This window comes from Trabulsiella odontotermitis (assembly GCF_001297775.1).
Taxonomy (GTDB): domain Bacteria; phylum Pseudomonadota; class Gammaproteobacteria; order Enterobacterales; family Enterobacteriaceae; genus Trabulsiella; species Trabulsiella odontotermitis.
In genome coordinates, this window is record NZ_LIFX01000003.1 from 113995 (window position 1) to 139595 (window position 25601).

The 25601-nt window shown below is 55.6% G+C and carries 22 protein-coding genes; 12 read left to right on the forward strand and 10 right to left on the reverse strand.

What is annotated here, in order from left to right; all coding sequences use genetic code 11:
* Window positions 1-9: 9 nt before the first annotated feature.
* From AOY23_RS04075 to AOY23_RS04085, 3 genes are read right to left on the reverse strand one after another with little or no spacing between them, the layout of a single operon-like run.
* Window positions 10-2613, reverse strand: a complete 2604-nt coding sequence (locus tag AOY23_RS04075; RefSeq protein ID WP_054177560.1) for a fimbria/pilus outer membrane usher protein — start codon at window positions 2611-2613, stop codon at window positions 10-12.
* 21 nt (window positions 2614-2634) lie between these two features.
* Window positions 2635-3321 (reverse strand): fimbrial biogenesis chaperone, encoded by a 687-nt coding sequence (locus AOY23_RS04080; RefSeq protein ID WP_054177561.1) that lies wholly within the window; start codon window positions 3319-3321, stop codon window positions 2635-2637.
* Between the two features lie 58 nt (window positions 3322-3379).
* Complete coding sequence (locus AOY23_RS04085; RefSeq protein ID WP_054177562.1) at window positions 3380-3913, reverse strand: fimbrial protein; 534 nt, start codon at window positions 3911-3913, stop codon at window positions 3380-3382.
* 492 nt (window positions 3914-4405) lie between these two features.
* On the opposite strand from AOY23_RS04085, the gene AOY23_RS04090 reads away from it, so the two are divergent.
* Together AOY23_RS04090 and AOY23_RS04095 are read left to right on the forward strand one after the other, a co-directional pair.
* The gene (locus tag AOY23_RS04090) at window positions 4406-5107 is read left to right on the forward strand and encodes a flagellar brake protein (protein WP_054177563.1); all 702 of its coding nucleotides are present in this window, start codon (window positions 4406-4408) and stop codon (window positions 5105-5107) included.
* A gap of 39 nt (window positions 5108-5146) precedes the next feature.
* A complete protein-coding gene (locus AOY23_RS04095) occupies window positions 5147-5749 on the forward strand; it encodes a helix-turn-helix transcriptional regulator (RefSeq protein ID WP_054177564.1) in 603 nt (200 codons plus the stop codon).
* A 12-nt stretch (window positions 5750-5761) separates the two neighbouring features.
* Here the strand turns inward: AOY23_RS04095 and AOY23_RS04100 are convergent, their stop codons facing one another.
* From AOY23_RS04100 to AOY23_RS04110, 3 genes are all read right to left on the reverse strand, one after another.
* Window positions 5762-6628 carry an aldo/keto reductase family oxidoreductase gene (locus tag AOY23_RS04100; RefSeq protein ID WP_054177565.1) on the reverse strand — a complete coding sequence of 289 codons (867 nt, stop codon included), beginning with the start codon at window positions 6626-6628 and terminating at the stop codon, window positions 5762-5764.
* Window positions 6629-6753: 125 nt separating this feature from the next.
* Window positions 6754-7983 carry an amino acid permease gene (locus AOY23_RS04105; protein ID WP_054177566.1) on the reverse strand — a complete coding sequence of 410 codons (1230 nt, stop codon included), beginning with the start codon at window positions 7981-7983 and terminating at the stop codon, window positions 6754-6756.
* A 135-nt stretch (window positions 7984-8118) separates the two neighbouring features.
* Entirely contained in the window at window positions 8119-8580 is a 462-nt protein-coding gene (locus AOY23_RS04110) for a multidrug/biocide efflux PACE transporter (protein ID WP_054177567.1), read from the reverse strand.
* A 107-nt stretch (window positions 8581-8687) separates the two neighbouring features.
* On the opposite strand from AOY23_RS04110, the gene AOY23_RS04115 reads away from it, so the two are divergent.
* From AOY23_RS04115 to AOY23_RS04140, 6 genes are all read left to right on the forward strand, one after another.
* Entirely contained in the window at window positions 8688-9572 is an 885-nt protein-coding gene (locus AOY23_RS04115) for a LysR family transcriptional regulator (RefSeq protein ID WP_054177568.1), read from the forward strand.
* 98 nt (window positions 9573-9670) lie between these two features.
* The gene (locus AOY23_RS04120; RefSeq protein ID WP_054177569.1) at window positions 9671-10852 is read left to right on the forward strand and encodes an acetyl-CoA C-acetyltransferase; all 1182 of its coding nucleotides are present in this window, start codon (window positions 9671-9673) and stop codon (window positions 10850-10852) included.
* A gap of 450 nt (window positions 10853-11302) precedes the next feature.
* Window positions 11303-12139: a 5-dehydro-4-deoxy-D-glucuronate isomerase gene (gene kduI / locus AOY23_RS04125; protein ID WP_054177570.1), complete on the forward strand. Its 837-nt coding sequence runs from the start codon at window positions 11303-11305 to the stop codon at window positions 12137-12139.
* A gap of 64 nt (window positions 12140-12203) precedes the next feature.
* Window positions 12204-12965: a 2-dehydro-3-deoxy-D-gluconate 5-dehydrogenase KduD gene (gene kduD / locus AOY23_RS04130; RefSeq protein WP_054177571.1), complete on the forward strand. Its 762-nt coding sequence runs from the start codon at window positions 12204-12206 to the stop codon at window positions 12963-12965.
* Window positions 12966-13410: 445 nt separating this feature from the next.
* Window positions 13411-14529: an LPS O-antigen length regulator Wzz(fepE) gene (gene wzz(fepE), locus AOY23_RS04135; protein ID WP_054177572.1), complete on the forward strand. Its 1119-nt coding sequence runs from the start codon at window positions 13411-13413 to the stop codon at window positions 14527-14529.
* Between the two features lie 512 nt (window positions 14530-15041).
* Window positions 15042-15734, forward strand: a complete 693-nt coding sequence (locus AOY23_RS04140) for an aspartate/glutamate racemase (protein ID WP_054177573.1) — start codon at window positions 15042-15044, stop codon at window positions 15732-15734.
* Here the strand turns inward: AOY23_RS04140 and AOY23_RS04145 are convergent.
* Window positions 15721-16656, reverse strand: coding sequence for a LysR family transcriptional regulator (locus AOY23_RS04145; protein WP_054177574.1), 936 nt, complete (start codon window positions 16654-16656; stop codon window positions 15721-15723). The two genes, AOY23_RS04140 and AOY23_RS04145, sit on opposite strands and share 14 nt — an antisense overlap.
* A 129-nt stretch (window positions 16657-16785) precedes the next feature.
* Between AOY23_RS04145 and lysA the strand changes: the two genes are divergently transcribed.
* The gene (gene lysA / locus AOY23_RS04150) at window positions 16786-18048 is read left to right on the forward strand and encodes a diaminopimelate decarboxylase (RefSeq protein WP_054177575.1); all 1263 of its coding nucleotides are present in this window, start codon (window positions 16786-16788) and stop codon (window positions 18046-18048) included.
* Here lysA and AOY23_RS04155 read toward each other — a convergent pair.
* Window positions 18018-19046, reverse strand: coding sequence for a LacI family DNA-binding transcriptional regulator (locus tag AOY23_RS04155; protein WP_054177576.1), 1029 nt, complete (start codon window positions 19044-19046; stop codon window positions 18018-18020). The two genes, lysA and AOY23_RS04155, sit on opposite strands and share 31 nt — an antisense overlap.
* A gap of 203 nt (window positions 19047-19249) precedes the next feature.
* Between AOY23_RS04155 and AOY23_RS04160 the strand changes: the two genes are divergently transcribed.
* Window positions 19250-19726, forward strand: coding sequence for a GNAT family N-acetyltransferase (locus AOY23_RS04160; protein ID WP_054177577.1), 477 nt, complete (start codon window positions 19250-19252; stop codon window positions 19724-19726).
* Here AOY23_RS04160 and galR read toward each other — a convergent pair.
* Window positions 19687-20703 (reverse strand): HTH-type transcriptional regulator GalR, encoded by a 1017-nt coding sequence (galR, locus tag AOY23_RS04165; protein WP_054177578.1) that lies wholly within the window; start codon window positions 20701-20703, stop codon window positions 19687-19689. The two genes, AOY23_RS04160 and galR, sit on opposite strands and share 40 nt — an antisense overlap.
* 423 nt (window positions 20704-21126) lie before the next feature.
* Between galR and aas the strand changes: the two genes are divergently transcribed.
* Both aas and lplT read left to right on the forward strand, forming a co-directional pair.
* Window positions 21127-23286, forward strand: a complete 2160-nt coding sequence (aas, locus tag AOY23_RS04170) for a bifunctional acyl-ACP--phospholipid O-acyltransferase/long-chain-fatty-acid--ACP ligase (protein WP_054177579.1) — start codon at window positions 21127-21129, stop codon at window positions 23284-23286.
* The gene (gene lplT, locus AOY23_RS04175) at window positions 23279-24472 is read left to right on the forward strand and encodes a lysophospholipid transporter LplT (RefSeq protein ID WP_054177580.1); all 1194 of its coding nucleotides are present in this window, start codon (window positions 23279-23281) and stop codon (window positions 24470-24472) included. Before aas ends, lplT begins: the two co-directional genes overlap by 8 nt.
* 38 nt (window positions 24473-24510) lie before the next feature.
* Here the strand turns inward: lplT and AOY23_RS04180 are convergent, their stop codons facing one another.
* Window positions 24511-25551 carry an NADP(H)-dependent aldo-keto reductase gene (locus AOY23_RS04180; RefSeq protein ID WP_054177581.1) on the reverse strand — a complete coding sequence of 347 codons (1041 nt, stop codon included), beginning with the start codon at window positions 25549-25551 and terminating at the stop codon, window positions 24511-24513.
* Window positions 25552-25601: the final 50 nt, after the last annotated feature.

Sequence of the window (25601 nt, forward strand, 5' to 3'; positions counted from 1 at the left end):
AAGGTTCCTTTATTGTGTGCTGCAGGTCAGGGTGACTTCCTGATAACCACCCGGTTTATTCGTATCCACAGGCGGCAGTGGCGGCACGATCATCAGGCAGGACTGCCCGGCGTCATCGCCCCATTTCATCCGCAGTTTTTCACCGCTTTCAACGCCGGAGACATACGCTTTCCCCTGAGTACCGACGACGCCGATGCTGCTGCCCTGGGCATTGAAAATGGTCGCGCCAATCAGCGGCGACTCGCCGTTATCGAGCGTACTGTGAATGAGCAGGCTCTGGCCGGTATGCGTTTCAAACACCACTTTGCCGATCGCGCGCTGCGTCGGGACGACATCTTTCGCCGCCAGCGGGATGTCGAGCCCATTGCCGATGTCCGAAGTGCGTAGCGCGACACGGTTGTGGCGGTACGGCATCGCGGAGGTCTGCACGGCATAACCGAAGCGGTCGATGGTCGCACCCGGCTGGTTTTCCAGACGCACGCCCTGCGCGTTTTTGGCTTCAACCAGCACGAAGGTGTTCTGCAACGGCTGCGACAGGGTAACGCCCCCCGCGTGCATCACCACGCCACCCGCCACGTTCAGCGAGGTCTGCTGATAGCGCGAGTTGTAGCTGTGTCCGACCTCGATATTGCCCGCGCTGCCCTGATAACCGAGATTCGCCAGGCTGGTGTCGCCGCCGTTCTGCGTATGCCCGGTCTGGAGGAAATAATTCATGCGATTGTCATCCAGCAGCGTACCGCTGAGGCCAGTGCTGTAACCGTCACCGCTCTGTTTGCTGTGAGTGACGTTGGCGCTCAGGGTCATGTCGCGGTTATGGTCAAAGACGCTGAACGGAATCGACAGATTCACGTTCACGCTGTTGTCGCTGTAGCCGTAGTTGCTGCGGCTGTTCTGGTAAAACACGCTGTAGCTGATGCGGTTCCAGGTGCTACTGAAGCCGGTCTGCACGGTGCGGTCGTAGGCCGACGTGCCCCAGTAGTTCTGGCGGCTCAGAATGGCGTACAACGAAGCACCGGCGATGTGCTGGTTCACCGATAACTGAATACGCTGGCGCTTGTTGTTATAGCGCAGCGTGTCGTAATACTTGCGTTGCTGGTTTGCCCAGTCCGGCTGGCCGTTCGGGTTGTTATCCGGATCGTAATACTGAGTGCGGTAGAAGCCGTTGGCCCAGCTTGCGCGCTCAGCAATGGCGTCCGAAAAGTCGTAATAACCGGAAGTGGAATAGCGGTAACCGGCAAGCTGGAATTCGGTCCCCAGTTCGTTCAGCGCTTTGGCGTAGAGGAAACGGAAACTTGCGCCGCGCTTGCTGTCGCCAGAGGCCAGATCGGTATCTGACCAGGCGGCATCCACTGATGCGGCGCCCAGCACGCCGAGATTAGTGCCGACGCCGAGTACGCCGGAGCGGTAATGTTCGGCAAACAGCAGGCCGCCATACGGCGTCAGGTCATAGCGCATGCCATGAGAGAAGGTACCCTGCACAAATTGCGGCTGATAGCGGCTGGTGCCATCGTGGTATTTTCCGGCGGTGAACTGATACTCCCAAATCCCTTCGCGCAGCATGTTGGGCACCGACGAATACGGCACAGAAAAGCTATGGCGCGCGCCGTCCGCTTCGATCACCGTCACCGCCAGATCGCCGCTCAGCGTGCTCGGATAGATATCAGTGAGGGCAAACGGGCCAGGCGGCACCATGGTGCTGTATACCGTGTAACCGTTCTGGCGCACTTCGACACGCGCGTTGGTGTTCGCCACGCCACGCACTACCGGCGCATAGCCGCGCAGGCTGTCTGGTAGCATTTCGGGAATACTGGCGATCTGCACGCCACGGAACTGGAAACTGTCGAACACATTGTTGCTGGTATTGCTCTGACCAATCTGCAGACGGCTGCGCCACGGCACGATGTCCGTTTCCGCCCAACTGGAGACGGAGTGCCACTCTTCGTTTTGCCCCGGTTGTTTAGAGAGCGTCGAGTTATTGCGAAAACGCCACGCGCCGAGGTTCGCACCGTTGTTCAGGGAGAGAAACGCGTAATCACCCTGGTGGGTGCTGCCGCCATCGGTATAACGGCTGTGATCGCCGCTGAAGCTGTAATTCACATAGGCGGCGTTAATACCGTCGTCATACATGCGTGGCGAAATAGCGCCCTGTGGACGCGGCTCCATATGGGTTTGCGGAACGGAAATATCCAGCTCCTGCAAACCGGCGTTCCAGCTGAGCGTACTGCCGGGAATATGTTTAATGATGTCATAGCAGGCGTTGCTGCCAGCGGTGTCCGGCAACAGAACGCCATATTCGCGGTAATCTTCTGCGCTCAGGCAAAACGTTCCCGGCACCTCTGGCTGGCGTTTCTTAAATTCAATCTCACGGTGGTCGACGCGTTTTTTATTGATATAGATATCGAACGGGTAGCGTCCCGGCAAAATATCGTCGCCATTGGCCAGATCTTTCACCAGCGCAACGTTATCTTCACCGTGAATAAACGAGGTATTGAACTGTTCTTCCGCGTAAGAAAAGGGCGTCACCAGCAATGGCATCGCTGAAACATACAGCGTACAACGGATGCGGGAAGCCAGACGTCGTGGTGACGTCGCCATTTTTTGAGCGCGTGCCATTGAGTTCATCCCTAAGCTGAATTATTGAATGCGTGCGTCGTTAACGTCGGTATGACCGCCGTAATCGTTGATGAAGGTGAACGACAGACCGGTGGCCGCGCTGGCACCGGCTGGCAGCGGAATACTCAGTGTGTCGTTTGGCTTGATCATATCCGCATCCACTTTCCAGGTTTTATTGCCATTCCCTTTCAGCGTCACCACGCCGAAGGTCACATGCAGCGGGCCGTTATTGGTCACGCGCAGCGTATTTCCCTGTTTGTGCCAGCGCAGCGCCTGTGCCTCTTTCAGCAGCGTGGTGTTAATGGACGCCGGGCGATAAAACAATTTGACGCGGGTTCTGACGGCAATTTGCAGCACATTTTCTTGTTTTGCTGACGGCGGAATTTCCTGAACGTTAATCCAGTAAACGCTTTCGCGATCGGTCGGCAATCCGCTACCGGAATAGATAAAGCGCAGGATCGCGTCTTTATTTCCGGCCAGTTTCAGGATCGGCGGAACCACCTGCATCGGTAAATTATTCGGTGTTTTGCTGGCATCACCGGTATCAAGCCAGGTTTGCACCATCCAGGTTTCGTCCGTGTCATTGTGAATAGACAGGGCTGCCGATTTTTCATTGCCGTTATAAATAACCCGGGTTTCGTCGACCTGAATACCTGCCAGGGCCTGTAAAGAGACGAAAAATAAGAGTGATGCCAGTAGCTTTTTCATTGACTCAATTCCGTTAAAAGCGCAGACCATCCCTGGTCTGAATACACAGTTCCGTGGCTTATTTGTATTCGATGGTAAAGTTGGCGTTGGCGTTTGCGGTGCCCGCTTCGACGACTTTGTCGAAAGATTTGTAGCGTGCTTTAAGGTTAAAGGTCGCGGTGCCATCGCTGGCGTCCTGGCCGGACGGGGTGATAGCGACCCACGCACTGTCGTCGCCCGCGGTCTGGTTGATCGGGATGATTTTCTCGTTGTTGTCGAGGATCTCGATACCGACGCCTTTCGCCTGATCCACCGACAGCAGGTTCGGGTTGCCCGCGACAGTCGGGCCGTCAAAACGCAGGGAATAATTGCCCTGTTCGCATTTTTCCAGACTGATGGTGAAGGCTTTAGACGCCGTCACGTCGCCCACGTTGGCAAAAGCGGAGGTCGGGTATTTACCGATGAAAACTTGTTTATCCTGATCGCCGGAAATCACATTGCAGGTGGATTTCACGATCTCACCGGTGAATTCAACCTTACCATTGGCTGCATAGGCATTCATCGCTGTTGCTGACAGGATCAGCGCAGCAGCGGGCAGCAAAATCTTATTCATTTTGACTCCATGTACTGGTTTAGAAAAATGTCCGCATGGACTGATTAGGCGGGAGGAATTTACATTAAGAATTTTCTTAGATTGATTGTTTTGACGATTTGATTTTCAAAAATTAATCGCTCGATACAATGAATGCTGTTGTTGATTTGTGCCTGGCATGAAACATGTTTTTTACTTTATGCACATTCCGGACATTTATTTGCAGTTTATTTTTCGTCGCAGCGGGAATGAATAACGATTGGTTATGTTGCTAATCGATTGATATCAATCGTAGTTCATTGATCGATAGGCACAAGCAATCATGACGACAGATATTTTCTGCTACTATGCCGCCACTACTTAATACGTGATGCCAGATTGCCGCTCGCCGATTTTTTATTTCCTCTGCGGAAATTATTTTCTTTTTTTAGAATCTGTAATTGCCTCTTTTTTGCTCCATGACACAAACAGCTGAGCAGTGCTGGATATTTGTATCTAAAGGATAATGACAATATGGATGATGCCTGGGTTAAGCAGGGTCTGTTTGAAATTATTGCGATATTGCGCGAAGCCGTGAAAAAGGGCAGTCGCGTTGATGTCCGTACAAAGGCGCGGACTCTCGCCACCCGTATTCTGCGCTTAGACCCGGCAGGATTTTTAATCCCCTGGAGCGACGATCTGGTCAAAGAGGGGCGCGCACTGCATTTTGTGATTCATGATGATAACGCCAGATATGATTTCAAAACCGGTAAAGCGAAAACGATGACCAGTAATGGCGTCAATTACTTATACCTCGCGTTTCCCGATGAGGTAAATATCACCCAACGGCGAAAACATTTACGCCTGTCTCTGGCCAATAAACATCAGTTTTACTGCAGCGGCCGGTTAAATAATGGATTGCAATACCATTATCATATTAAGGACATTTCTCACGGTGGTTGTGCGCTTATTGTCGAAGATGACGAGCGTGTCGTTTCATTGTGCGGCAGCACATTACGCAATGCCGCGTTTGATTTTGGTGATATCGGCACGATAGTGTCCGATCTCCATGTGATTAACGTCAAACGCATTAAAGAAATAGCCGACGATGAGACTGAGCGATTTTATATTCATCTCTCGTGCCAGTTTAAGCGTATGAACGAGAATATGCTGCGCAAGCTGGACAATATCATCGTCAAATTACTCCTTGAACAGAAGCGTCTGCGTCGGTTGTAAACGCTGTGCGACGGCTTCGCGTCGTTAGAAATGATATTGATGAAACAGATTATCGTCTGGAGTGCCATGGATTTTACTGGCGCCGGTCTCCAGGCTGCTATTGCCGATTGTGGTCTCGAACCGGTATTTGCCCGTTCAATGGCTGAACTGCACCAGGCGTTAAAGGTTTACCCGGCGGCGCCGCTGATGATTAATCTTTTGGGTAGCGATTATACGCCCACCGACAAGATCCTCTGGCTGAATCATCATGTCGACAGCGTTGCTGAAAGGCAGGTTGCGCTGCTGCTCAGACGCCAGCATGAAGCGCTGGTGCCGGAACTGTTGTCGCTGGAAAATTGTTTGACTGTGGCGGATAACGTGCGCGTGGTGCAGTTGCATGAAACGCTGCTGCAACTGGTGGTGAATCAGTACCGACCGCGCGGTGACGCCCCGACGACAGAACGCGGGCGCCTCACGCAAATGGAAAAAAGCCTGCTGCGGTTGCTGTTGCAGGGCGCGGATATTCGCCGGGCCTCGCAACAGTTAGCGATTAACTATAAAACCGCTCAGGGCCATAAGATGAGCGCTATCCGCAAGCTCGGCTTTCGTAACAGCGCGCAACTCTATAAAAACCTGAACGGGTTTCGGGCGCTCGCCAGTTGAGCGCCCGCGGGTTTACGGTTTGATGTTTTCCAGTGCGGTTAACGCCCAGTCCGGCAACTGGAGATCCGCTGCCGCCAGGTTTTCCTGCAGATGCCCCAGCGACGAGGTCCCCGGAATCAGCAGGATGTTAGGTGAACGCTGCAACAGCCACGCCAGCGCGACCTGCATCGGCGTTGCGCCCAGCTTTTCTGCCACATCATTCAGTTCCCCGGACTGCAACGGCGTAAAGCCGCCGAGCGGGAAGAACGGCACGTACGGAATATTCTGCGCGGCCAGCGCATCAATCAGCGCGTCGTCCTGACGATTGGCGACGTTATAGAAATTCTGTACACAAGCGACGGGCGTCATTTTCTGCGCATCCGCCACCTGTTTTGCCGTCACGTTGCTGAGCCCGATATGGCGAATCAGCCCGCGTTTTTTCAGGGTAATCAGTGTCTCAAGCGGCTCTTCCAGCGGTCCCTCCGCCGGGCCGTGAACATCAAGCATACTGCGCAGATTCACCACTTCCAGTGCCTCAAGACCCAGATTGCGCAGGTTATCTTCCACGGCCTGCGTCAGTTCGGCCGGTGACATGGCGGGGATCCAGTCGCCTTTTTCATTACGGCGGGCGCTGACTTTGGTGACGATACACAGCGACGCCGGATAGGGATGCAGTGCCTTGCGAATCAGCTGGTTGGTGACGTGCGGCCCATAAAAGTCAGAGGTATCGATATGATTAACACCGGCCTCCACCGCCGCCTGTAAAACTTTCACCGCCATTTCCGGATCTTTCGGCGGACCAAATACGCCTGGCCCTGCCAGTTGCATCGCGCCATAGCCCAGGCGATACACTTCACGATCGCCCAAAATATACGTACCGGATTTTTTCACGCTCGACATGGTAACTCCTCTCAGGATGTGAACCGACAGACGGCTGGCTGACAGTGTAACGCGCCGATGGCCGGAAAGGGTACAGGGAGTGTAACCGAAGATGTGCGTGGCGGCAGAACGCCGCCACGACGAGGTTAACCGAAGAACATCACCGACACGCAGAGGATGCCGACGATAAGCGTCATCAGGCTGCCTGCGGAGCGGTAAGGCTTCAGCGACGGGATCAGGTACGTCGAAAGTGTTGGCATGATAAACAGGATCATGGCGATAAGCGGCCCGCTGATGGCGTAAATCATCGAGATAGCGTTCGGATTGATGCAGCACACCACGAACGTGATCCCTGAAACCAGCAATATTGAAACCGCACGGTTAAACGCCCGGCTTTTATGCACGCCAAGCTGGTTCAGTGACGTTTTGACGATTTCGCTGGCGCCTTCAATCACGCCAAAGTAGGTGCCGAGGAACGATTTCGACATCGCTACCACCGCCACGATGATCCCCGACAGCGCCAGCCAGCCGGGGGAATCCGGCATCATCGACAGCGCGGAGAGGATCGTCACCCCTTCATGTTTTGCCGACTCGATATAATTCACCGGAATCGATAGCAGGCAACTCACCACGAAAAACAGCACGCTCAGGCAGATAATCAGGTACGCCACTTTCATGATTTTTTTGCATTTACCCATGGCCTGATCGCCATATTTTTCCCGCCGGTCGATAGCGAAGGTGGAAATAATGGGCGTATGGCTAAAAGCAAAAACCATCACGGGAATTGAGATCCAGACCTGGTGCAGGGTATGCGCACTGAATTCCATCTGCCCCGCCAGCAGTTCCGGCTGCCAGCTACCGGTCAGCCAGAGCGACAGAAACAGAAAATAAGCGATTAACGGAAACACCAGAAAACCCATCACTTTCAGTGTGATGTGGCGGCCCATCAGGAAGATCAGATTCAGCACCAGTACCACGCCTGCGCTCACCATTACCCGCACGGCAGGAGTGACCAGCTGATGCTTGGCCAGTTGTTCGATGAGCGAGTTGGTGATTGCCACGGCGTAAATCAGCACCACCACAAAAAAAGCGATGAAATAAAGCGCCGTAATCAGGCTGCCGATCTTTTTGCCGTAATAGTGGCTCACCGCCCCGGTGATCCCGACATTGACAGGCGTGTTTGAGGCGAGAATAAACTGACACAGCGCGCGGTGCGGCCAGTATGTCAGCGGCCAGGCGACAAGCGCGGTAATCAGCAGGACAAGGCTCCCGGCGGAACCGAGCTGAATGGGCAGGAAAAGCGTACCGGCTCCCACAGCAGTGCCATATAAGGCAAAACTCCAGAGCGTCTCTTCTTTAGACCAAATCTTAGACATTATTTGAACGTATCAACCATCAAACCAAAAAAAACGGAGTGCAATTTACCATAATTGAGCGGGTGAATGGGCGGATAGTTTCGTTTAAAACGCAGCCAGCGGATCGGCAACGGGCGCTGCCGATCCGCTAACCACTTAATTCTGAACGGGGATGCGACGCTGACGGCGCTTAATCACCCGCAGGCGCAGCGCGTCATACGTCCAGTTGTACAGCATGGTGTAGGGCAGGAAGAACAGGAAGAAACCCATTTCCAGCATGAATGCCTGTACCAGCGACACGCCGAGCACCAGCGCCACCACGCTTACACCGATGATAATAAACCCGCATTCGAAGCCCAGCGCATGCAGCGCACGGACGCGTGCGGTACGAACGACGCGGGTCACCGGCCACAGTTGGTCAAAGACCGCGTTATAGATAATGTTCCAGACCATCGCGAGGGTGGCGAGCAGAATACTCAGGCCACCCATTTCTACGACTGAACGCTGCATCAGCCAGGCCGCGGTGGGAGCCAGAATTGCCGTCGCAATACCTTCAAAGCAAACGGCATGGAAGATACGCTCCAGTAACGTTCTGCGGTGCAGAGCATCATGTTGCATTGTGTTAAACCTCATTATTTCAATATGAATGGTACGGCGTTGGCAGTGATTTTTATTGATAAATGTGATAAATGAAAGATAGATACCATCGATAAAACAGATAGATCATGCGCTACTCACCGGAAGCTCTCACCGCCTTTGTGGAAACCGTCTCGTGTGGATCGTTTTCTGCGGCGGCCCGTCGGCTGCGAAAAAGCCAGTCGACCATCAGTACCGCCATTGCTCATCTGGAGGCGGATCTCGGCGTCATGCTGTTTGATCGCTCGTCCCGCCAGCCTGTGCTGACCGAACCGGGTCGACGGGTGCTGAGCTATGTGCAGGCGATCCTCTCCGCCAGCGATCGGCTCGATGAACTGGCGGTGTCGCTGACGGGGGAGACCGAAGTGCGGCTCACTTTTGTTCTCTCGGATACGCTGCACCCTGCCGTCCTCGCTGAGCTGCTGTCGCAGTTTGATCAGCGTTTTCCGCACACTGAATTTGAATGTCTGGTGGGCGAAGATGCGGACGTTATCGATCTGCTGGAAAAGGGGCGGGCGCATATCGGGCTTATCGAGGCGCGCGGACAGTATCCCACCGACATCGGCATGTCGCGGGTGCCGGTGCAGTCCCGAATGGCGATTTATGTCGCGCCATCGCATCCGCTGGCCGGGAAACCACACGTTGAATGGGATGAGCTGCACACCTGGCGGGAACTGCGCCTGAATACCTATCTCGAAGATAACCCGCAACCCGCGCGCGGCCCGGTATGGTCTGCGCCCAACTACCTGATGCTGCTGAGTATGGCGGAGCAGGGCTTCGGCTGGTGCGCGCTGCCCTGTGCGCTGGTGGAGGAGTTTGATACCACCAAAAAGCTGACCGAGCTGAACATCACCGGCTGGCCACGGGCGGTGTCGGTCGATCTGCTGTGGAATAAGAAGTCACCGTTGGGGGTGGCGGGAAGCTGGCTGCGGGACTATTTTCAGCGGTTGCCGTCGGTATCGGTGGCCGACTGATCGATGACTTGTGATAAATCTCACTTTTTTTAAACAATTGCGAAAATAGTTGATAACAATCATCTACTATGGTGGAGGTTTTTTGCGCTGAGGTCGAGATGAAAGATGTCGTTATCGTCGGTGCGCTGCGAACGCCCATCGGCTGTTTTCAGGGCGCGTTGTCGCGCCATTCCGCCGTTGAACTGGGCAGCGTGGTGGTGAAAGCGCTGGTTGAGCGAACCGGAATCGCCCCCACGACAATCGATGAAGTGATCCTGGGACAGGTCCTGACGGCCGGTACCGGGCAGAACCCTGCGCGTCAGTCTGCCATCAAAGGCGGGCTGCCGAATACGGTCTCCGCCATCACCATCAACGACGTCTGCGGTTCAGGGCTGAAAGCACTGCACCTGGCGACGCAGGCGATTCAGTGCGGCGAAGCCGATGTGGTGATCGCGGGCGGGCAGGAGAACATGAGCCGCGCGCCGCACGTGCTTACCGACAGCCGGACCGGCGCGCAACTCGGCAACAGCCAGCTTATCGACAGTCTGGTGCATGACGGCCTGTGGGATGCGTTCAACGACTACCATATGGGCGTCACGGCGGAAAACCTCGCCCGCGAATATGGCATCAGCCGCGAACTGCAGGACGCCTGGGCGCTCAGCTCACAACAAAAAGCCCGGCTGGCGATCGACTCAGGCCGTTTTCGCGATGAGATCGTGCCAGTGGTGATCACGCCGGAGCGTGGCGCGCCGCGGGTGGTTGATACCGACGAACAGCCACAGACCGATGCCAGCGCGGAAGGGCTGGCGCGGCTGTTACCGGCCTTCGAACAATGTGGTTCGGTGACCGCAGGCAACGCCTCGTCAATTAACGACGGCGCGGCGGCGGTGCTGATGATGAGCGAAAGCAAAGCCCAGGAGCTGAATCTGCCGGTGCTGGCGCGGATCCGCGCGTTTGCCAGCGTCGGTGTTGATCCCGCCCTGATGGGGATCGCCCCCGTCCATGCCACCCGCCGCTGCCTCGAACGCGCAGGCTGGCACCTCAATGATGTCGATCTGATCGAAGCCAACGAAGCCTTCGCCGCGCAGGCGATCTCCGTCGGCAGAATGCTGGAATGGGACGAACGGCGGGTGAATGTGAACGGCGGCGCTATTGCGCTGGGCCACCCGATTGGCGCCTCCGGCTGCCGCATTCTGGTCTCGCTGGTACATGAAATGGTGAAACGGGATGCGCGCAAAGGTCTCGCTACGCTATGTATCGGCGGCGGGCAGGGCGTGGCGCTGGCGGTTGAGCGCGAATAATCAAAAAAAAGCCCTCCAGAAGGAGGGCAAGGCCAGTTACAGAAACACTTACTCAACGATGTCTCCGCGATGTACTCTGCGGAATCAATCAGCCCGAAACGTATCAAAACGCTGTTTCATTTTGTGTGATGACCGGCGCAAATTCCTGACAAACTCTCACTAATTCATCGCATTCTGCATTCCATCTTTGTTTTTAAACTCCCTTTTTCGTTACTGCCGCTTTTTTTCAAAGATATTCTAACGCATTGTATTTTATGATATTACGTTCACGCTGCCGCGCGGCGGCGTGATCAATGCAGCATTTCTGACAATCTTCACCTTTAAAATTGAAACGTTGTTTTATTTATAATTGAAAACCCATTTCAGGAGGGGTAGGATGGCGACATATCCAAAGCGGAACTCTGTTTTAATCCGCTTACCCGATCACAAAACACTTTTCTGGAGGTGAACGTGGACGTCAGACAAAGCATCCATAGTGCGCATGCAAAAACGCTTGATACTCAGGGGCTGCGCGATGAGTTTTTAGTTGAGAAAGTATTTGTCGCGGATGAATACACCATGGTTTACAGCCACATCGACCGTATCATCGTCGGTGGGATTATGCCGGTCAGCAAAACCGTCTCTGTCGGCGGCGAAGTCGGTAAGCAATTAGGCGTCAGTTATTTTCTTGAGCGCCGCGAGCTGGGCGTGATCAACATCGGCGGCCCGGGCACCATTACCGTTGACGGCAAGTGCTACGAGATCGGCCATCGCGATGCGCTGTACGTCGGCAAAGGCGCCAAAGAAGTGGTATTCGCCAGCGTTGATCGCGCAAAACCCGCGAAGTTTTACTACAACTGCGCGCCGGCGCACATGACCTATCCCACCAAAAAAGTGACGCCAGCAGATGTCGCGCCCGTCACGCTTGGCGACAATCTCACCAGCAACCGTCGCACCATCAACAAATATTTCGTGCCGGACGTGCTGGAAACCTGCCAGCTCAGCATGGGCCTGACGGTACTTGAGCCGGGCAACCTGTGGAACACCATGCCCTGCCATACCCACGAACGCCGTATGGAAGTGTATCTGTACTTCAACATGGACGATGACGCCTGCGTATTCCACATGATGGGTCAGCCGCAGGAGACGCGTCACATTGTGATGCACAACGAGCAGGCGGTGATTTCCCCGAGCTGGTCAATCCATTCCGGCGTGGGCACCCGCGCTTACACCTTCATCTGGGGGATGGTAGGCGAAAATCAGGTCTTTGATGATATGGACCACGTCGCGGTAAAAGATCTGCGCTAGTCGCAGGCAGGATACGTTTTAATCATGCCTGAGCAATGCAGGCGCAGTAAGAGTGAGGAATAACATGATTTTGAATGACTTCTCCCTGCAGGGGAAAGTGGCCATCGTGACCGGTTGTGATACGGGTCTGGGTCAGGGGATGGCGCTGGGTCTGGCGGAAGCAGGCTGTGACATCGTCGGGATTAACGTGGTTGAGCCGACCGACACCATTGAGCGCGTTACTGCGCTGGGGCGTCGCTTCCTGAGCCTGACCGCGGATCTGCGCACTATCGATCGCGTGCCTGAACTGCTGGAACGTGCGGTGGCTGAATTTGGTCACGTCGACATTCTGGTCAACAACGCTGGTCTGATCCGTCGTACCGACTCCATCGATTTCAGCGAAAAAGACTGGGATGACGTCATGAACCTGAACATCAAAACGGTGTTCTTCATGTCTCAGGCGGTGGCGAAGCAGTTCATCGCGCAGGGCAAAGGCGGCAAAATCATTAACATCGCCTCCATGCTCTCCTTCCAGGGCGGCATCCGCGTTCCGTCTTACACGGCCTCGAAGAGCGCGGTGATGGGGGTAACCCGTCTGCTGGCGAACGAGTGGGCGAAGCACGGCATCAATGTTAACGCGATTGCGCCGGGCTATATGGCGACCAACAACACGCAGCAGCTGCGTTCGGATGAGCAGCGTAGCGCAGAAATCCTTGACCGTATTCCGGCCGGACGTTGGGGGCTGCCGAGTGATCTGAAAGGGCCGATTGTCTTTTTAGCCTCTCCGGCTTCTGACTATATCAACGGCTATACCATCGCGGTGGATGGTGGCTGGCTGGCCCGCTAATCTCCTGTCTGCCTCATCAACCCTCGCCAGCGGCGGGGGTTTTTTTTGCCTGTTTCTTACCCGGAAGGCGCATGATTAATACGGTTTAGTAATGCTAAATGTCATGGATTTTGGTTAAATCAAATACAGAAGATATATTCACCTGAGATATGGGATTATCTGACGATCATATTTAGAATTGTCCGTAACCATACATCGCTACCGGACGATAAAAAGACTAAACATTAATGAGGTATTTCTAATTTATTGATTTTATTAAAATTAATATTTCCATGTTCATTCTCCTAACAAAAATCATTTCCCTTTTCTAAGACCCTTGATCACATCTTTTTAATAACTACTATTTTTTGTAGCACTGAAATTTGAATTAAAAACCGTTTCAGATTATTCCTACAATGAGATATTATCCCCATCTTAAGGGAATTAATCAGAGCTTTTGTCTGCCATGTCTTCACTGGAAATCAAATCAAGCAGCGTTTCAGAATTTGCACATTATCCGCCTGCAGCCTCGCGTGGCGGGGAGATCGATCTTCTCTCTCTCCTTGATACGTTATGGTGTGCGAAGCGGCATATTCTGGCCTGTGTCCTCGGATTCGCCTTTGCCGGGCTTCTGGTCTCTTTCCTGCTGCCGCAAAAATGGACCAGTAATGCGGTGATTACCCCTGCGGAATCCTCGCAGTGGAACACCCTGCGCCAGACGCTGGTTAATCTGCAGGTGCTTGATGTGAATACCCACATCGACCGTGGCGAGGCATTCAGCCTGTTTATCAAAAAATTCCGTTCCCAGTTGCTGCTGGAAGAGTACATCAAGTCCACGCCGGCGCTCATGGAGCAGTTTGAGAACACGCAGGTCGACCCAATGGAACTGCACCGGGCGATTGTGGCGATCTCCGAGAAAATGAAAGCGGTCGATGACAGCAGTAACAAAAAGAATGATCCGCAACCCTACAGTTCCTGGACGCTGAGCTTTACCGCACCTGACCCGCAGGAAGCGCAGAGTATCCTCGACGGTTATATCCAGTTCGTCGCGAAGCAGGTGGTTGAGCAGACGATGGACGATGTGCGCAACACGCTGGCGCTGAAAACCAAAACCGAAAAAGAGGCGCTCGATCTCGAGCGGGCAAAGCTCGCCAATCTTCATGACGCGAAAATTAAGCGTCTGAACTACTCGCTGGAAGTGGCAAAAGCGGCGGGCATTGCGAAGCCGGTTTACAGCAACGGCCAGGCAGTAAAAGATGACCCCGATTTCTCCGTATCGCTCGGCGCGGACGGCATCGCCCGTAAACTGGAAATCGAAAAATCGATTGCTGACGTGTCTGAGCTGAACGGCAATCTGCGTAACCGGGAATATGTGCTGGGACAGCTGGAAAAACTGAACATCGAAAACGTAACTTTTCCGGTTTTCAAATATCAGCTTTCCGCGTCACTGCCAGTGAAAAAAGACGGCCCGGGTAAATCGCTCGTAGTGCTGCTCGCCGCCCTGCTCGGCGGGATGGTAGCCTGTGGTGGCATTCTGCTGCGTCAGGCGATAAGAACGCGCGAACCATCGCTGAAGGTGGTTTGATTTTTGTTATGCGTACATGAGGGTATGGAGAAGGGTTCCGTTCACCTCAATTGCTCTGCTTCTCTGGGACCACACTGCTCATTAATGCCAGGAAGATTCGCTAAAAGAAAAAATCATTAATCGCACCGATGCCGAAGTGTGGCGGGTCCGGCCGAAAATTGCCGACGTGTTTCCGTAAGGCAGGGAAAGCCCGCAGGGATGCGGGCTTAGGGTGTGGCCTGCATGGATGCAGGCTCACGCCCGGCCCGGCCGCCTGGAGGAATAAGCGGAGGGAACCGCGAAGCGGCAATTTTCCTGCCGGGAGCCGGGATTGTTAAGGGTGCGGCGACGAGCACCCTTAACACGTTCACCAGTATTGCGGTTTCAGAGTAGCAATGCACTGGAGGTGAACGGAACCCCTCACCGAACTGACATATTCTCAAAACTCCATAATCCCGCCTCAACATTTTATTCGCTGGAAAATCCCCCCTCATTTTGTTTCACTGAATGAAATGACACTCTGAGGTTTGTGGATGAAAACAATTGGATTACTGGGCGGCATGAGCTGGGAATCAACCATCCCCTATTACCGACTGATTAACGAAGGTATCAAGCAGCACCTCGGCGGGCTGCATTCGGCGAAAATCCTGCTGCACAGCGTCGATTTCCATGAGATTGAATTCTGCCAGTCGAACAATCAGTGGGATAAAGCTGGCGAGATGCTGGCCGATGCCGCACAGGGGCTGGTAAAGGCGGGGGCGGAAGGAATTGTGCTTTGTACCAATACCATGCACAAAGTCGCTGGTGCCATTGAATCCCGCTGCGCCGTGCCTTTTTTGCATATCGCTGACGCGACCGGGCGGGCTATTGCCAGACAGGGGATGACGCGCGTGGCGCTGCTCGGCACCCGCTACACCATGGAGCAGGATTTCTACCGTGGGCGGCTGGAATCCGAATTCGGACTGGAAACGTTGATTCCCGACGCCAGCGAGCGCGAGCAGATCAACCGCATCATTTTTGAAGAGCTTTGCCTCGGCAGCTTCACGCAGCCATCACGCGATATGTACCTGAACGTGATTGAACGGCTGGCGCAGCAGGGCGCGGAAGGGGTGATCTTCGGTTGCACCGAGATTGGCCTGCTGGTGCCGGTGGAACAAAGCCCGGTGCCGGTCTTTGATACCGCGGCGATCCATGCCACGGATGCCGTCGAATTTATGCTGTCGTAGTGCGTTTCAGCACCGCTTCCAGCGGCTGCGTGATCAACGACAGGTGAGCCTGTAAATGCTGAGAAAAAGCCTCGACCAGCGCCGATGCGGGTCGATGGAGCGGGCGAATCAGGCTCACCGTAAACGGCACCGCCACGCTGAAGCGGCGTACCACCACGCCGCTGGCGGCATAGTCGAGGGCGGTCATCGGGTTGACCACTGAAATCCCGGCACCCGCCCGTACCAGCGAGCACACCGATGCCGCGCTGTGCGTTTCCACCACCATTCGCCGTTTCACCTGATGTTCCGTAAACAGCGTGTCCAGCAGTTGGCGATAGCTGTCGGTGCGCGACAGGCTGATGTAGTTCTCACCGTGAAAATCCGCAGGTGTCAGCTCGGTTTTGGCTGCCAGCGGATGATCGTGCGGCAGTACACAAACCTCATTGAGCGTCAGTAGCGGCGTGCGTTCCGTTCCGGCGGGCGTCTGTAAGGTCTCCGTTAAGCCCAGGTCGTGACGCTGGGCGGAAAGCCACTCCTCCAGCAACGGCGATTCCTGCGGCACAATCTGCAGGCTCACTTCGGGGTATCGTGCCAGAAAAGGCTGTAATAGTGCGGGTAAAAAGGACTGCGAAAAGACCGGCAGGCAGACCACGGAAAGCTCACCCTGGCGAAATTCGCGCAGCCCTTCTGCGGCGCTGATGATCCTGTCGAGCCCGTACCACGACCGTTGCACTTCCTCGAACAACCGTAGCCCCTGTACCGTCGGGTGCAGACGGCCTCGTGAACGCTCAAACAGGGTTAATCCCAGCACCTTCTCAAAACGCGCCAGTTCACGGCTGACGGTGGGCTGCGAGGTATTCAGCAGACGTGCCGCCTCGGTCAGATTGCCCGCGGTCATCACCGCGTGAAAGATTTCAATATGACGCAGGTTTACCGTCGCCATGGGAAGCTCCTGTGAGAACGTAATCCATATCATTTTTGCATAGACTGGCGATAAAACGATATTTTTTATTGCCTTCGTTTTATGGCGTAATCGGGAGAATTGATGATTTATTAATACCCGGAGTCCGCCATGCCACGCCCGCTGCACAATACTGATACCAGCCTCAACGCCGAAAACCTGCTGCGCCTGCCTGCGGAATTTGGCTGTCCGGTCTGGGTGTATGACGCGCAGATTATTCGTCAGCAAATCGCCCAGCTCAGCCAGTTTGACGTGGTCCGTTTTGCGCAGAAAGCCTGCTCCAACGTGCATATTCTGCAACTGATGCGCGAGCAGGGCGTGAAGGTGGATTCCGTGTCGCTGGGCGAAATCGAACGTGCGCTGGTGGCGGGATTTGATCCGAAAACCCGTCCGGATGACATCGTCTTTACTGCTGACGTGCTGGACAACGAAACCCAGGCGCGGGTGGCGGAACTGGGGATCCCGGTTAATGCCGGTTCGGTGGATATGCTCGAACAACTGGGTGCCGCGTCGCCGGGTCATCGCGTCTGGTTACGCATCAACCCAGGCTTCGGGCACGGTCACAGCCAGAAAACCAATACCGGCGGCGAGAACAGCAAACACGGGATCTGGCACAGCGATCTGCCGCTGGCGCTGGCGGCGATCCAACGCTATCAACTGAAGCTGGTGGGCATTCACATGCATATCGGTTCCGGCGTGGATTATGCGCATCTTGAGCAGGTGTGCGGCGCAATGGTGGAACAAGTGCTTGCCTTTGGGCAGGATCTGGACGCCATCTCCGCCGGTGGCGGGCTTTCCATCCCTTATCGTGAAGGGGACGAAACCATCGACACGCAGCACTACTACGGTCTGTGGAATGCCGCGCGGGAGAAAATCGCGAAGCATCTCGGTCACCCGGTGAAGCTGGAGATTGAACCGGGGCGTTTCCTGGTGGCGGAAGCCGGTGTGCTGGTGGCGCAGGTTCGCAGCGTAAAAACGATGGGGCGTCGTCACTTTGTGCTGATCGACGCGGGCTTTAACGATCTGATGCGACCGGCGATGTACGGCAGTTATCACCACATTTCGGCGTTACCGGCGGACGGGCGTGATCTGAGCCATGCGCCGCTGATCGACACGGTGGTGGCAGGCCCGTTATGCGAATCGGGGGACGTCTTTACGCAACAGGAAGGTGGTAAAGTGGAAACCCGACCGCTGCCAGCGGTCGTGCCGGGAGATTACCTGGTGCTGCACGATACCGGAGCGTATGGCGCGTCGATGTCATCCAACTACAACAGCCGTCCGCTGCTGCCGGAAGTGCTGTTTGATGGTGGTAAAGCGCGGCTGATTCGCCGTCGTCAGACCATTCAGGAATTGATCGCGCTGGAGCTGCTGTAAGGCCCGACGGTTACCGAATCCCGCAATACCAGCGTACCGGTGAACGGCGGGATCGTTTCGATCGGCTGGTGATTTGCCAGCTTAATCGCCTGTTCAATGGCCGTCACAATCATGTTGTCGATGGGTAAATAGACCGTCGACAACCCCGGCTCCAGCCATTTTGCGCTCGGCGCATCGTCGAAACCGAACAGGGAAATGTCCTGTGGAATGTGCAGCCCGGCCTGATGCAGCGCTTTTGACGCTCCCAACGCCATGTCGTCGTTACAGGCGAAGAGAGCGCTGAAGCGGGTGTTATCCTCCAGCAATTCGCGGCACAGTTCATAACCGCGCGTCATGCTGGAATCACCGTATTTCACTTTTGCCGCATCCCACGGAATGCCGTGTTTTTTCAGTGCGTTGCGATAACCTTCCAGACGCGCTTTCCCGGTCGGGGTGTGGATTGGCACGGTGATGCAGGCGATGTCGCGATGGCCCTGCGAGATGAGGTATTCCACCACCTGGAACGCGGCATCCTGTTGTTCGAAGAACACGCAGCGATCCCGGGCCTGCGCCACATCGCGGTTGATCACCACCAGCGGCATCGGGATCGAGTCCACCAGCGCCATGATCGCTTTTTCGCTCATATAGCGGGTGTAGAGAATAATGGCGTCGCACTGCCGGTCGGCAAGTATCTGTACTGCCTGCTCTTCCCGCTCCGGGGTGTCGTGACCGTCGGTGACAATCAGCTGTTTGCCGTGGGATTCCGTCTGCCGCGACGCCTGTTGCAGCAGACGGCCAAAATAGAAGCCGTCGAAGGTGGAGACCACCAGGCCAATGCTGTTGCTGGTGCGGTTGGCGAGAGATCGTGCCAGAAAGTTGGGGCGATAGCCCAGCTCTTCCATCGCTTGAAAGACCTGCTGACGGGTGCTCTCTTTAACCTGACCTGTGCCGTTCAGTACGCGGGAAACAGTCGCTTTTGATACGCCTGCGCGCAGTGAGACATCCAGCATTGTTGCCATTGTAGATCCCTGATTACACGAAATGATGGATAGTTTATCACAGGCTGCCCGGCGTATAAGCCATTCCTCAAGTGTTAAAAAACGACTAAGATCACGCTTTTTGCTGTGAAATCACGGCGATGCGTCGCTAAACGTCGCGATGATGGTTTCAGAAAATTTGCTAGAATAACCGCTCTCAACCCCGCGTTTCCCCTGGAGATGACGTGAAAATCCAGCCGCTGTATAACGCGCCCCACCATGCTGAGCAGGTGACCGACTGGCTCTGGCAGGCCTTTGGCGATCCGCTGCCGCGGGAATTTTTCGCCAGCATTATTCATCACAGCCAGACGCCGGACGCGCTGCCGCTGACGTTCATCGCCACCGATGGCGACACGCTGCTCGGTACCGTGGGGCTATGGCGCTGCGATTTAATCAGCCGTCAGGATTTATGGCCGTGGATGGCGGCATTGTATGTCGCTGAGACGGCGCGCGGTGCGGGGCTGGCGGGGAAACTCCAGCGTTACGTTATCGACTATGCCCGCGAGAAAGGCTACGCGCAACTGCATCTCTACTCGGCCTGTCGGGATTTTTACGAACGTTTTGGCTGGCACTACATCGGCGATGGCCTGGATTACCCGGACACCGCCGTGCATCTTTATCGTTACGATCTTTCGCTGTCGGCAGGCGCCAGCACTGAGTGACGGCGCACCAGCGTCGGATTGAACAGGTGCGTCACTTCCGGTAGCGGGCGTTTTTCGGCCAGCGCCAGCGCCAGTTCTGCCGCCTGCGTCGCCATGGTGACGATCGGGTAGCGCACGGTAGTCAGACGCGGGCGGACATAGCGAGACACTAATACGTCATCGAAACCAATCAGCGAAATATCACCGGGCACCTCGATGCCGTTATCGTTCAGCACACCCATCGCGCCTGCGGCCATTGAGTCGTTGTAGCAGGCGATGGCGGTGAAGTTTCTGCCACGACCTAACAACTCCATCATCGCCTGTTCGCCGCCGCTTTCGTCCGGCTCGCCGAAGGTCACCAGCCGATCCTGACACGGCAGTCCGCTCTCTTTGAGCGCGTCGTAGTAACCCTGCAGGCGATCTTCCGCATCTGAAATCGGGTGGTTGGAGCAAATATAACCGATGTGGGTATGCCCCTGCTGAATCAAATGGCGGGTAGCGAGATGGGCGCCGTAGCGGTCGTCGAGCGCGACGCAGCGCTTTTCAAAGCCAGGCAGAATGCGGTTGATCAGCACCATGCCGGGGATCTGTTTCATCAGCCCGATCAGCTCGTCATCAGGGATCATTTTGGCATGCACGACCAGCGCGGCGCAGCGGTGGCGAATGAGTTGCTCAATGGCCTGACGCTCTTTCTGCTCATTATGATAACCGTTGCCGATCAGCAAAAAGTTGCCCGTGTTGTAAGCCACCTGTTCGACGGCTTTGACCATCGCGCCAAAAAACGGATCGGAGACGTCGCCTACGACCAGCCCAACCGTTTCTGTCGACTGCTGAGCCAGCGCGCGAGCATTGGCGTTCGGGTGATAACTGAGCTCTTCCATCGCCGACAGCACGGCCTGCCGTGAACTGTCGCTGGCTTTGGGAGAGTGGTTGATGACGCGGGAAACGGTGGCGACAGAAACACCTGCGAGCCTGGCTACATCCTTTATTGTCGCCATAGTATGCCTTCTAGTGGGAAAACGTTTACACCTACACAGTGTTACGGAAAAAGGGGCAGGGTTCAAGGGAAAGGGGCGGAACCCTTGTACAAATGTGACGCCGTCGCGGTCTCATCGGTGTAAGCGTTACACGGCTCGTCGGCGGTAATTGAAACCGGGAAAAGTGAATTCAAACCTTTAGTTACACTTTGCGAAGGGCTGTTGCGAATGTTCTCTGGAGGTCTCACCGGACAGATTGTTACTCTGATCGTCCCAGAGGTATTGATTGGTGAGATTCTTCAGTACACGTTTCGTACTTTATTCTTGCACCGACCTGCGCAGACGCGCAGGTTTTTTTTGCCCAAAAATTCGCTCGTCCGCTGCATTTCCCCGGCCTTCTCGTGTAACCTTCATTGAAATCATCGTCAGGCAAATGGAGTTGATATGCTTTTTGGATTTTTTCGGCTGCTGTGTCGGCTGCTCTTCCGCGTCAGGATGACGGGCAATACCGACGCGCTTTACCAGTATAAAGTGTTAATCACGCCTAACCATGTCTCGTTTATTGATGGCATTTTGCTGGCGTTATTTCTCCCGATCCGCCCGGTATTTGCTGTCTATACCTCGATCAGCGAAAAGTGGTTTATGCGCTGGCTGAAGCCGATTATCGACTTTGTTCCCCTCGACCCGACGAAACCAATGACTATCAAGCATCTGGTGCGCCTGATCGAGCAGGGCCGTCCGGTGGTGATTTTCCCGGAAGGGCGTATTTCCGTCACCGGCTCGTTGATGAAAATCTACGATGGCGCGGCGTTCGTGGCCGCAAAATCAAATGCGACCATTGTACCGGTGCGCATTGAAGGCGCTGAGCTAACTCATTTCAGCCGCCTGAAAGGGCTGGTGAAACAGCGCCTGTTCCCGCGTATTCAGTTGCATATTCTGCCGCCGACCCGCATTCCGATGCCGGACGCGCCGCGAGCCCGCGACCGCCGCAAAATCGCTGGCGAAATGTTGCATCAGATCATGATGGAAGCCCGGATGGCGGTGCGCCCGCGCGAAACGCTGTATGACGCGCTGCTGTCGGCGCAGTCCCGTTTTGGCGCCCGCAAAAACTGCGTGGAAGATATCAATTTTCAGCCCGATACCTACCGCAAGCTGCTGACCAAAACGCTGTTCGTTGGCCGTATCCTCGAAAAGTACAGCGCGCCGGGGGAGCGAATCGGCCTGATGTTGCCCAACGCAGGTATCAGCGCGGCGGTGATTTTCGGTGCGGTGGCGCGCGGGCGTATTCCGGCGATGATGAACTACACCGCGGGGGTGAAAGGGCTCACCAGCGCGATTACCGCCGCCGAAATCAAAACCATTTTTACCTCCCGGATGTTCCTTGATAAGGGCAAACTGTGGCCGCTGACGGAGCAACTGACGCAGGTGCGCTGGGTGTTCCTTGAAGATCTGAAAGGGGATGTCACTACAGCGGACAAACTGTGGATCTTCTCGCGGCTGCTGATGCCACGGCTGGCGCAGGTGAAACAACAGCCGGAAGATGCGGCGATCATCCTGTTTACCTCCGGCTCGGAAGGGCACCCCAAAGGCGTGGTGCACAGCCACAAAAGCATTCTGGCGAACGTTGAGCAGATCAAAGCCATCGCCGACTTTACGGCGAAAGACCGCTTTATGTCAGCGCTGCCGCTGTTTCACTCCTTCGGCCTGACTGTCGGGTTGTTTACCCCGCTGCTGACCGGCGCCGAAGTGTTTCTCTACCCCAGCCCGCTGCACTATCGCGTGGTGCCGGAGCTGGTGTACGACCGCAACTGCACCGTAATGTTTGGCACCTCAACGTTCCTCGGCAACTATGCGCGTTTCGCCAATCCATATGATTTCTTCCGCATTCGTTACGTAGTGGCTGGTGCGGAGAAGTTGCAGGAGAGTACGCGTCAGTTGTGGCAGGACAAGTTCGGCTTGCGGGTACTTGAAGGTTACGGCGTGACCGAATGTGCGCCGGTGGTGTCCATCAACGTACCGATGGCGGCAAAACCGCATACCGTGGGCCGCATTCTGCCTGGTATGGACGCTCGGTTGCTGGCGGTGCCGGGAATCGACGAGGGCGGTCGTTTGCAGTTGAAAGGGCCCAACATCATGAACGGCTATCTGCGGGTCGAAAATCCGGGCGTGCTGGAAGCGCCGTCAGCGGAAAATCAGCACGGGGAAGTGGAAACCGGCTGGTATGACACCGGTGATATCGTCACCTTTGATGAGCAAGGGTTTGTGCAGATCCAGGGGCGGGCGAAGCGCTTTGCCAAAATTGCCGGGGAGATGGTTTCCCTGGAAGTGGTTGAACAGATGGCGCTGGCGGTCTCGCCTGACAAAATGCATGCCACGGTCATCAAGACCGATGCCAGCAAAGGCGAAGCGCTGGTGCTGTTTACCACCGATAATGAACTGAGCCGCGACAAACTCCAGCAGTATGCCCGCGCGCATGGCATCCCGGAACTGGCGGTGCCGCGCGACATTCGTTTCATGAAACAGTTGCCAGTGCTGGGCAGCGGCAAGCCGGATTTTGTCACGCTTAAAACCAGGGTTGAAGAGGCGGAACAACACGATGAGTGAGTCAGTGCACACTAACACCTCGCTGTGGTCGAAAGGGATGATGGCCGTCATTTGCGCACAGTTTCTTTCGGCATTTGGTGATAACGCACTGCTTTTTGCCACGCTGGCGCTGATGAAGGAACAGCTCTACCCCGACTGGAGCCAGCCGGTGCTGCAAATGGTGTTTGTGGGTGCTTACATTCTGTTTGCGCCCTTTGTCGGTCAGGTAGCCGACAGCTTCGCCAAAGGCCGGGTGATGATGTTCGCCAACGGCCTGAAACTGGTCGGCGCGGCCAGCATCTGCTTCGGCGTGAATCCGTTTATTGGCTACACGCTGGTGGGCGTCGGCGCGGCGGCGTACTCGCCCGCCAAATACGGCATTTTGGGCGAACTAACCACCGGCGACAAACTGGTCAAAGCGAACGGGCTGATGGAATCCTCAACCATTGCCGCGATCCTGCTCGGCTCCGTCACCGGGGGGATTCTGGCGGACTGGCACGTACTGGCGGCGCTGGGCGCCTGTGCGCTGGTTTATGCGGGCGCGGTGGTGGCAAACCTGTTTATCACTCGTCTGCCTGCGGCGCGTCCGGGGCAGTCGTGGCGCTTTAACGCGATGACCGCGAGCTTCTTTTCCGCCACAACCTCTTTGTGGCGCAATCGCGAAACCCGTTTTTCCCTCGTCGGCACCAGCATGTTCTGGGGCGCAGGCGTCACGTTACGCTTTTTGCTGGTGCTGTGGGTGCCTGTAGCACTGGGCATCGTCGATAACGCCACGCCAACGTATCTCAACGCGATGGTGGCAGTGGGGATTGTGGTCGGTGCCGGTGCGGCGGCAAAACTGGTGACGCTGGAGACCGTCTCCCGCTGTATGCCTGCCGGGATCCTGATTGGCATCGTGGTGGCGGTCTTTTCACTCCAGCATGCGCTGTTGCCCGCGTATGCCTTGCTGCTGTTGATTGGCGTGTTTGGCGGTTTCTTTGTCGTACCGTTGAATGCGCTGTTGCAGGAGCGGGGCAAACAGACTGTCGGCGCAGGCAATGCGATTGCCGTACAAAATCTCGGCGAAAACGGCGCAATGCTGATTATGCTTGGCCTGTACTCGCTGGCGGTAAAGGTGGGGATCCCGGTCGTTGGTGTCGGTATCGGGTTTGGCGTGCTGTTTGCGCTGGCGATTGCCGCGTTGTGGGTCTGGGGGCGTCGTCGCTAATGTCACATTACCCGGCCCGCAAGCCGGGTAACGCTCGCTTACGGTGCCGGATAGGTATACACCTTATGCACGGCTTCAATGTCCGCCAGGACTTCTTCGCTTAACTCAACATGCAGGCTTTCAACGTTGGTTCTCAGTTGCTCCATCGTCGTGGCGCCCAGCAACGTGCTGGCGACAAACGGCTGACGACGCACAAATGCCAGCGCCATCTGCGCCGGATCAAGCTGATGCCGCTTCGCGATATCGACATACGCCGCCACCGCGTTTTGTGCCTGCTCGCCGCTGTAACGGGTAAAACGGCTGAACAGCGTGTTGCGCGCACCCGCAGGTTTCGCACCGTTCAGGTATTTGCCCGTCAGCGTGCCAAACGCGAGGCTTGAGTACGCCAGCAGTTCAACGCCTTCGTACTGGGTCACTTCCGCCAGACCCACTTCAAAGCTGCGGTTCAACAGGCTGTAGGGGTTCTGAATGGTGACGATGCGCGGCAGATCGTGCTTGTCGGCCAGGTGCAGATAACGCATCACGCCAAACGGTGTTTCGTTGGAGACGCCGATGTAGCGGATCTTACCGGCACGCTGAAATTCGCTCAGCGCTTCCAGCGTTTCCAGCAGAGTGATGACCGGCTGCGTTTCAGTCCACTCATAGCCGAGTTTGCCGAAACAGTTGGTCGGGCGCTGCGGCCAGTGGAGCTGGTAGAGATCAAGGTAATCGGTTTGCAGTCGCTTCAGGCTGTCATGCAGCGCGTCACGAATATTTTTACGATCCAGCGCCTGGTTGGGACGTACGGCGCTGTCGTTGTTGCGCGTCGGACCCGCGACTTTCGAGGCCAGCACCAGCTTTTCACGGCTGCCGTGTTTTGCCAGCCAGTTGCCGACGAAGGTTTCCGTCAGCCCCTGCGTTTCCGGGCGCGGAGGAACGGGGTAAATCTCTGCGACATCAATCAGGTTAATGCCCTGGCTGACGGCATAATCGAGCTGTGCATGGGCGTCGGCTTCGCTGTTTTGTTCACCAAACGTCATAGTGCCCAGCCCCAGCGTGCTGACTTCCAGGGAGCTGTGGGGGATACGGTGATAATGCATAGCCGCTTTCCTGTAACTCGAATTATTTAGGGTATATAAACATGGCAGAG

Coding starts and splice junctions, on each gene's coding strand:
- AOY23_RS04140 (WP_054177573.1), top strand. CDS start 15,042: ATGAAAACAATTGGATTACTGGGCGGCATGAGCTGGGAATCAACCATC.
- AOY23_RS04080 (WP_054177561.1), bottom strand. CDS start 3,321: ATGAAAAAGCTACTGGCATCACTCTTATTTTTCGTCTCTTTACAGGCC.
- AOY23_RS04110 (WP_054177567.1), bottom strand. CDS start 8,580: ATGCAACATGATGCTCTGCACCGCAGAACGTTACTGGAGCGTATCTTC.
- AOY23_RS04120 (WP_054177569.1), top strand. CDS start 9,671: ATGAAAGATGTCGTTATCGTCGGTGCGCTGCGAACGCCCATCGGCTGT.
- AOY23_RS04115 (WP_054177568.1), top strand. CDS start 8,688: ATGCGCTACTCACCGGAAGCTCTCACCGCCTTTGTGGAAACCGTCTCG.
- AOY23_RS04105 (WP_054177566.1), bottom strand. CDS start 7,983: ATGTCTAAGATTTGGTCTAAAGAAGAGACGCTCTGGAGTTTTGCCTTA.
- AOY23_RS04100 (WP_054177565.1), bottom strand. CDS start 6,628: ATGTCGAGCGTGAAAAAATCCGGTACGTATATTTTGGGCGATCGTGAA.
- AOY23_RS04155 (WP_054177576.1), bottom strand. CDS start 19,046: ATGGCAACAATGCTGGATGTCTCACTGCGCGCAGGCGTATCAAAAGCG.
- AOY23_RS04180 (WP_054177581.1), bottom strand. CDS start 25,551: ATGCATTATCACCGTATCCCCCACAGCTCCCTGGAAGTCAGCACGCTG.
- kduD (WP_054177571.1), top strand. CDS start 12,204: ATGATTTTGAATGACTTCTCCCTGCAGGGGAAAGTGGCCATCGTGACC.
- lplT (WP_054177580.1), top strand. CDS start 23,279: ATGAGTGAGTCAGTGCACACTAACACCTCGCTGTGGTCGAAAGGGATG.
- AOY23_RS04085 (WP_054177562.1), bottom strand. CDS start 3,913: ATGAATAAGATTTTGCTGCCCGCTGCTGCGCTGATCCTGTCAGCAACA.
- lysA (WP_054177575.1), top strand. CDS start 16,786: ATGCCACGCCCGCTGCACAATACTGATACCAGCCTCAACGCCGAAAAC.
- AOY23_RS04090 (WP_054177563.1), top strand. CDS start 4,406: ATGGATGATGCCTGGGTTAAGCAGGGTCTGTTTGAAATTATTGCGATA.
- galR (WP_054177578.1), bottom strand. CDS start 20,703: ATGGCGACAATAAAGGATGTAGCCAGGCTCGCAGGTGTTTCTGTCGCC.
- AOY23_RS04145 (WP_054177574.1), bottom strand. CDS start 16,656: ATGGCGACGGTAAACCTGCGTCATATTGAAATCTTTCACGCGGTGATG.
- aas (WP_054177579.1), top strand. CDS start 21,127: ATGCTTTTTGGATTTTTTCGGCTGCTGTGTCGGCTGCTCTTCCGCGTC.
- AOY23_RS04075 (WP_054177560.1), bottom strand. CDS start 2,613: ATGGCACGCGCTCAAAAAATGGCGACGTCACCACGACGTCTGGCTTCC.
- AOY23_RS04095 (WP_054177564.1), top strand. CDS start 5,147: ATGAAACAGATTATCGTCTGGAGTGCCATGGATTTTACTGGCGCCGGT.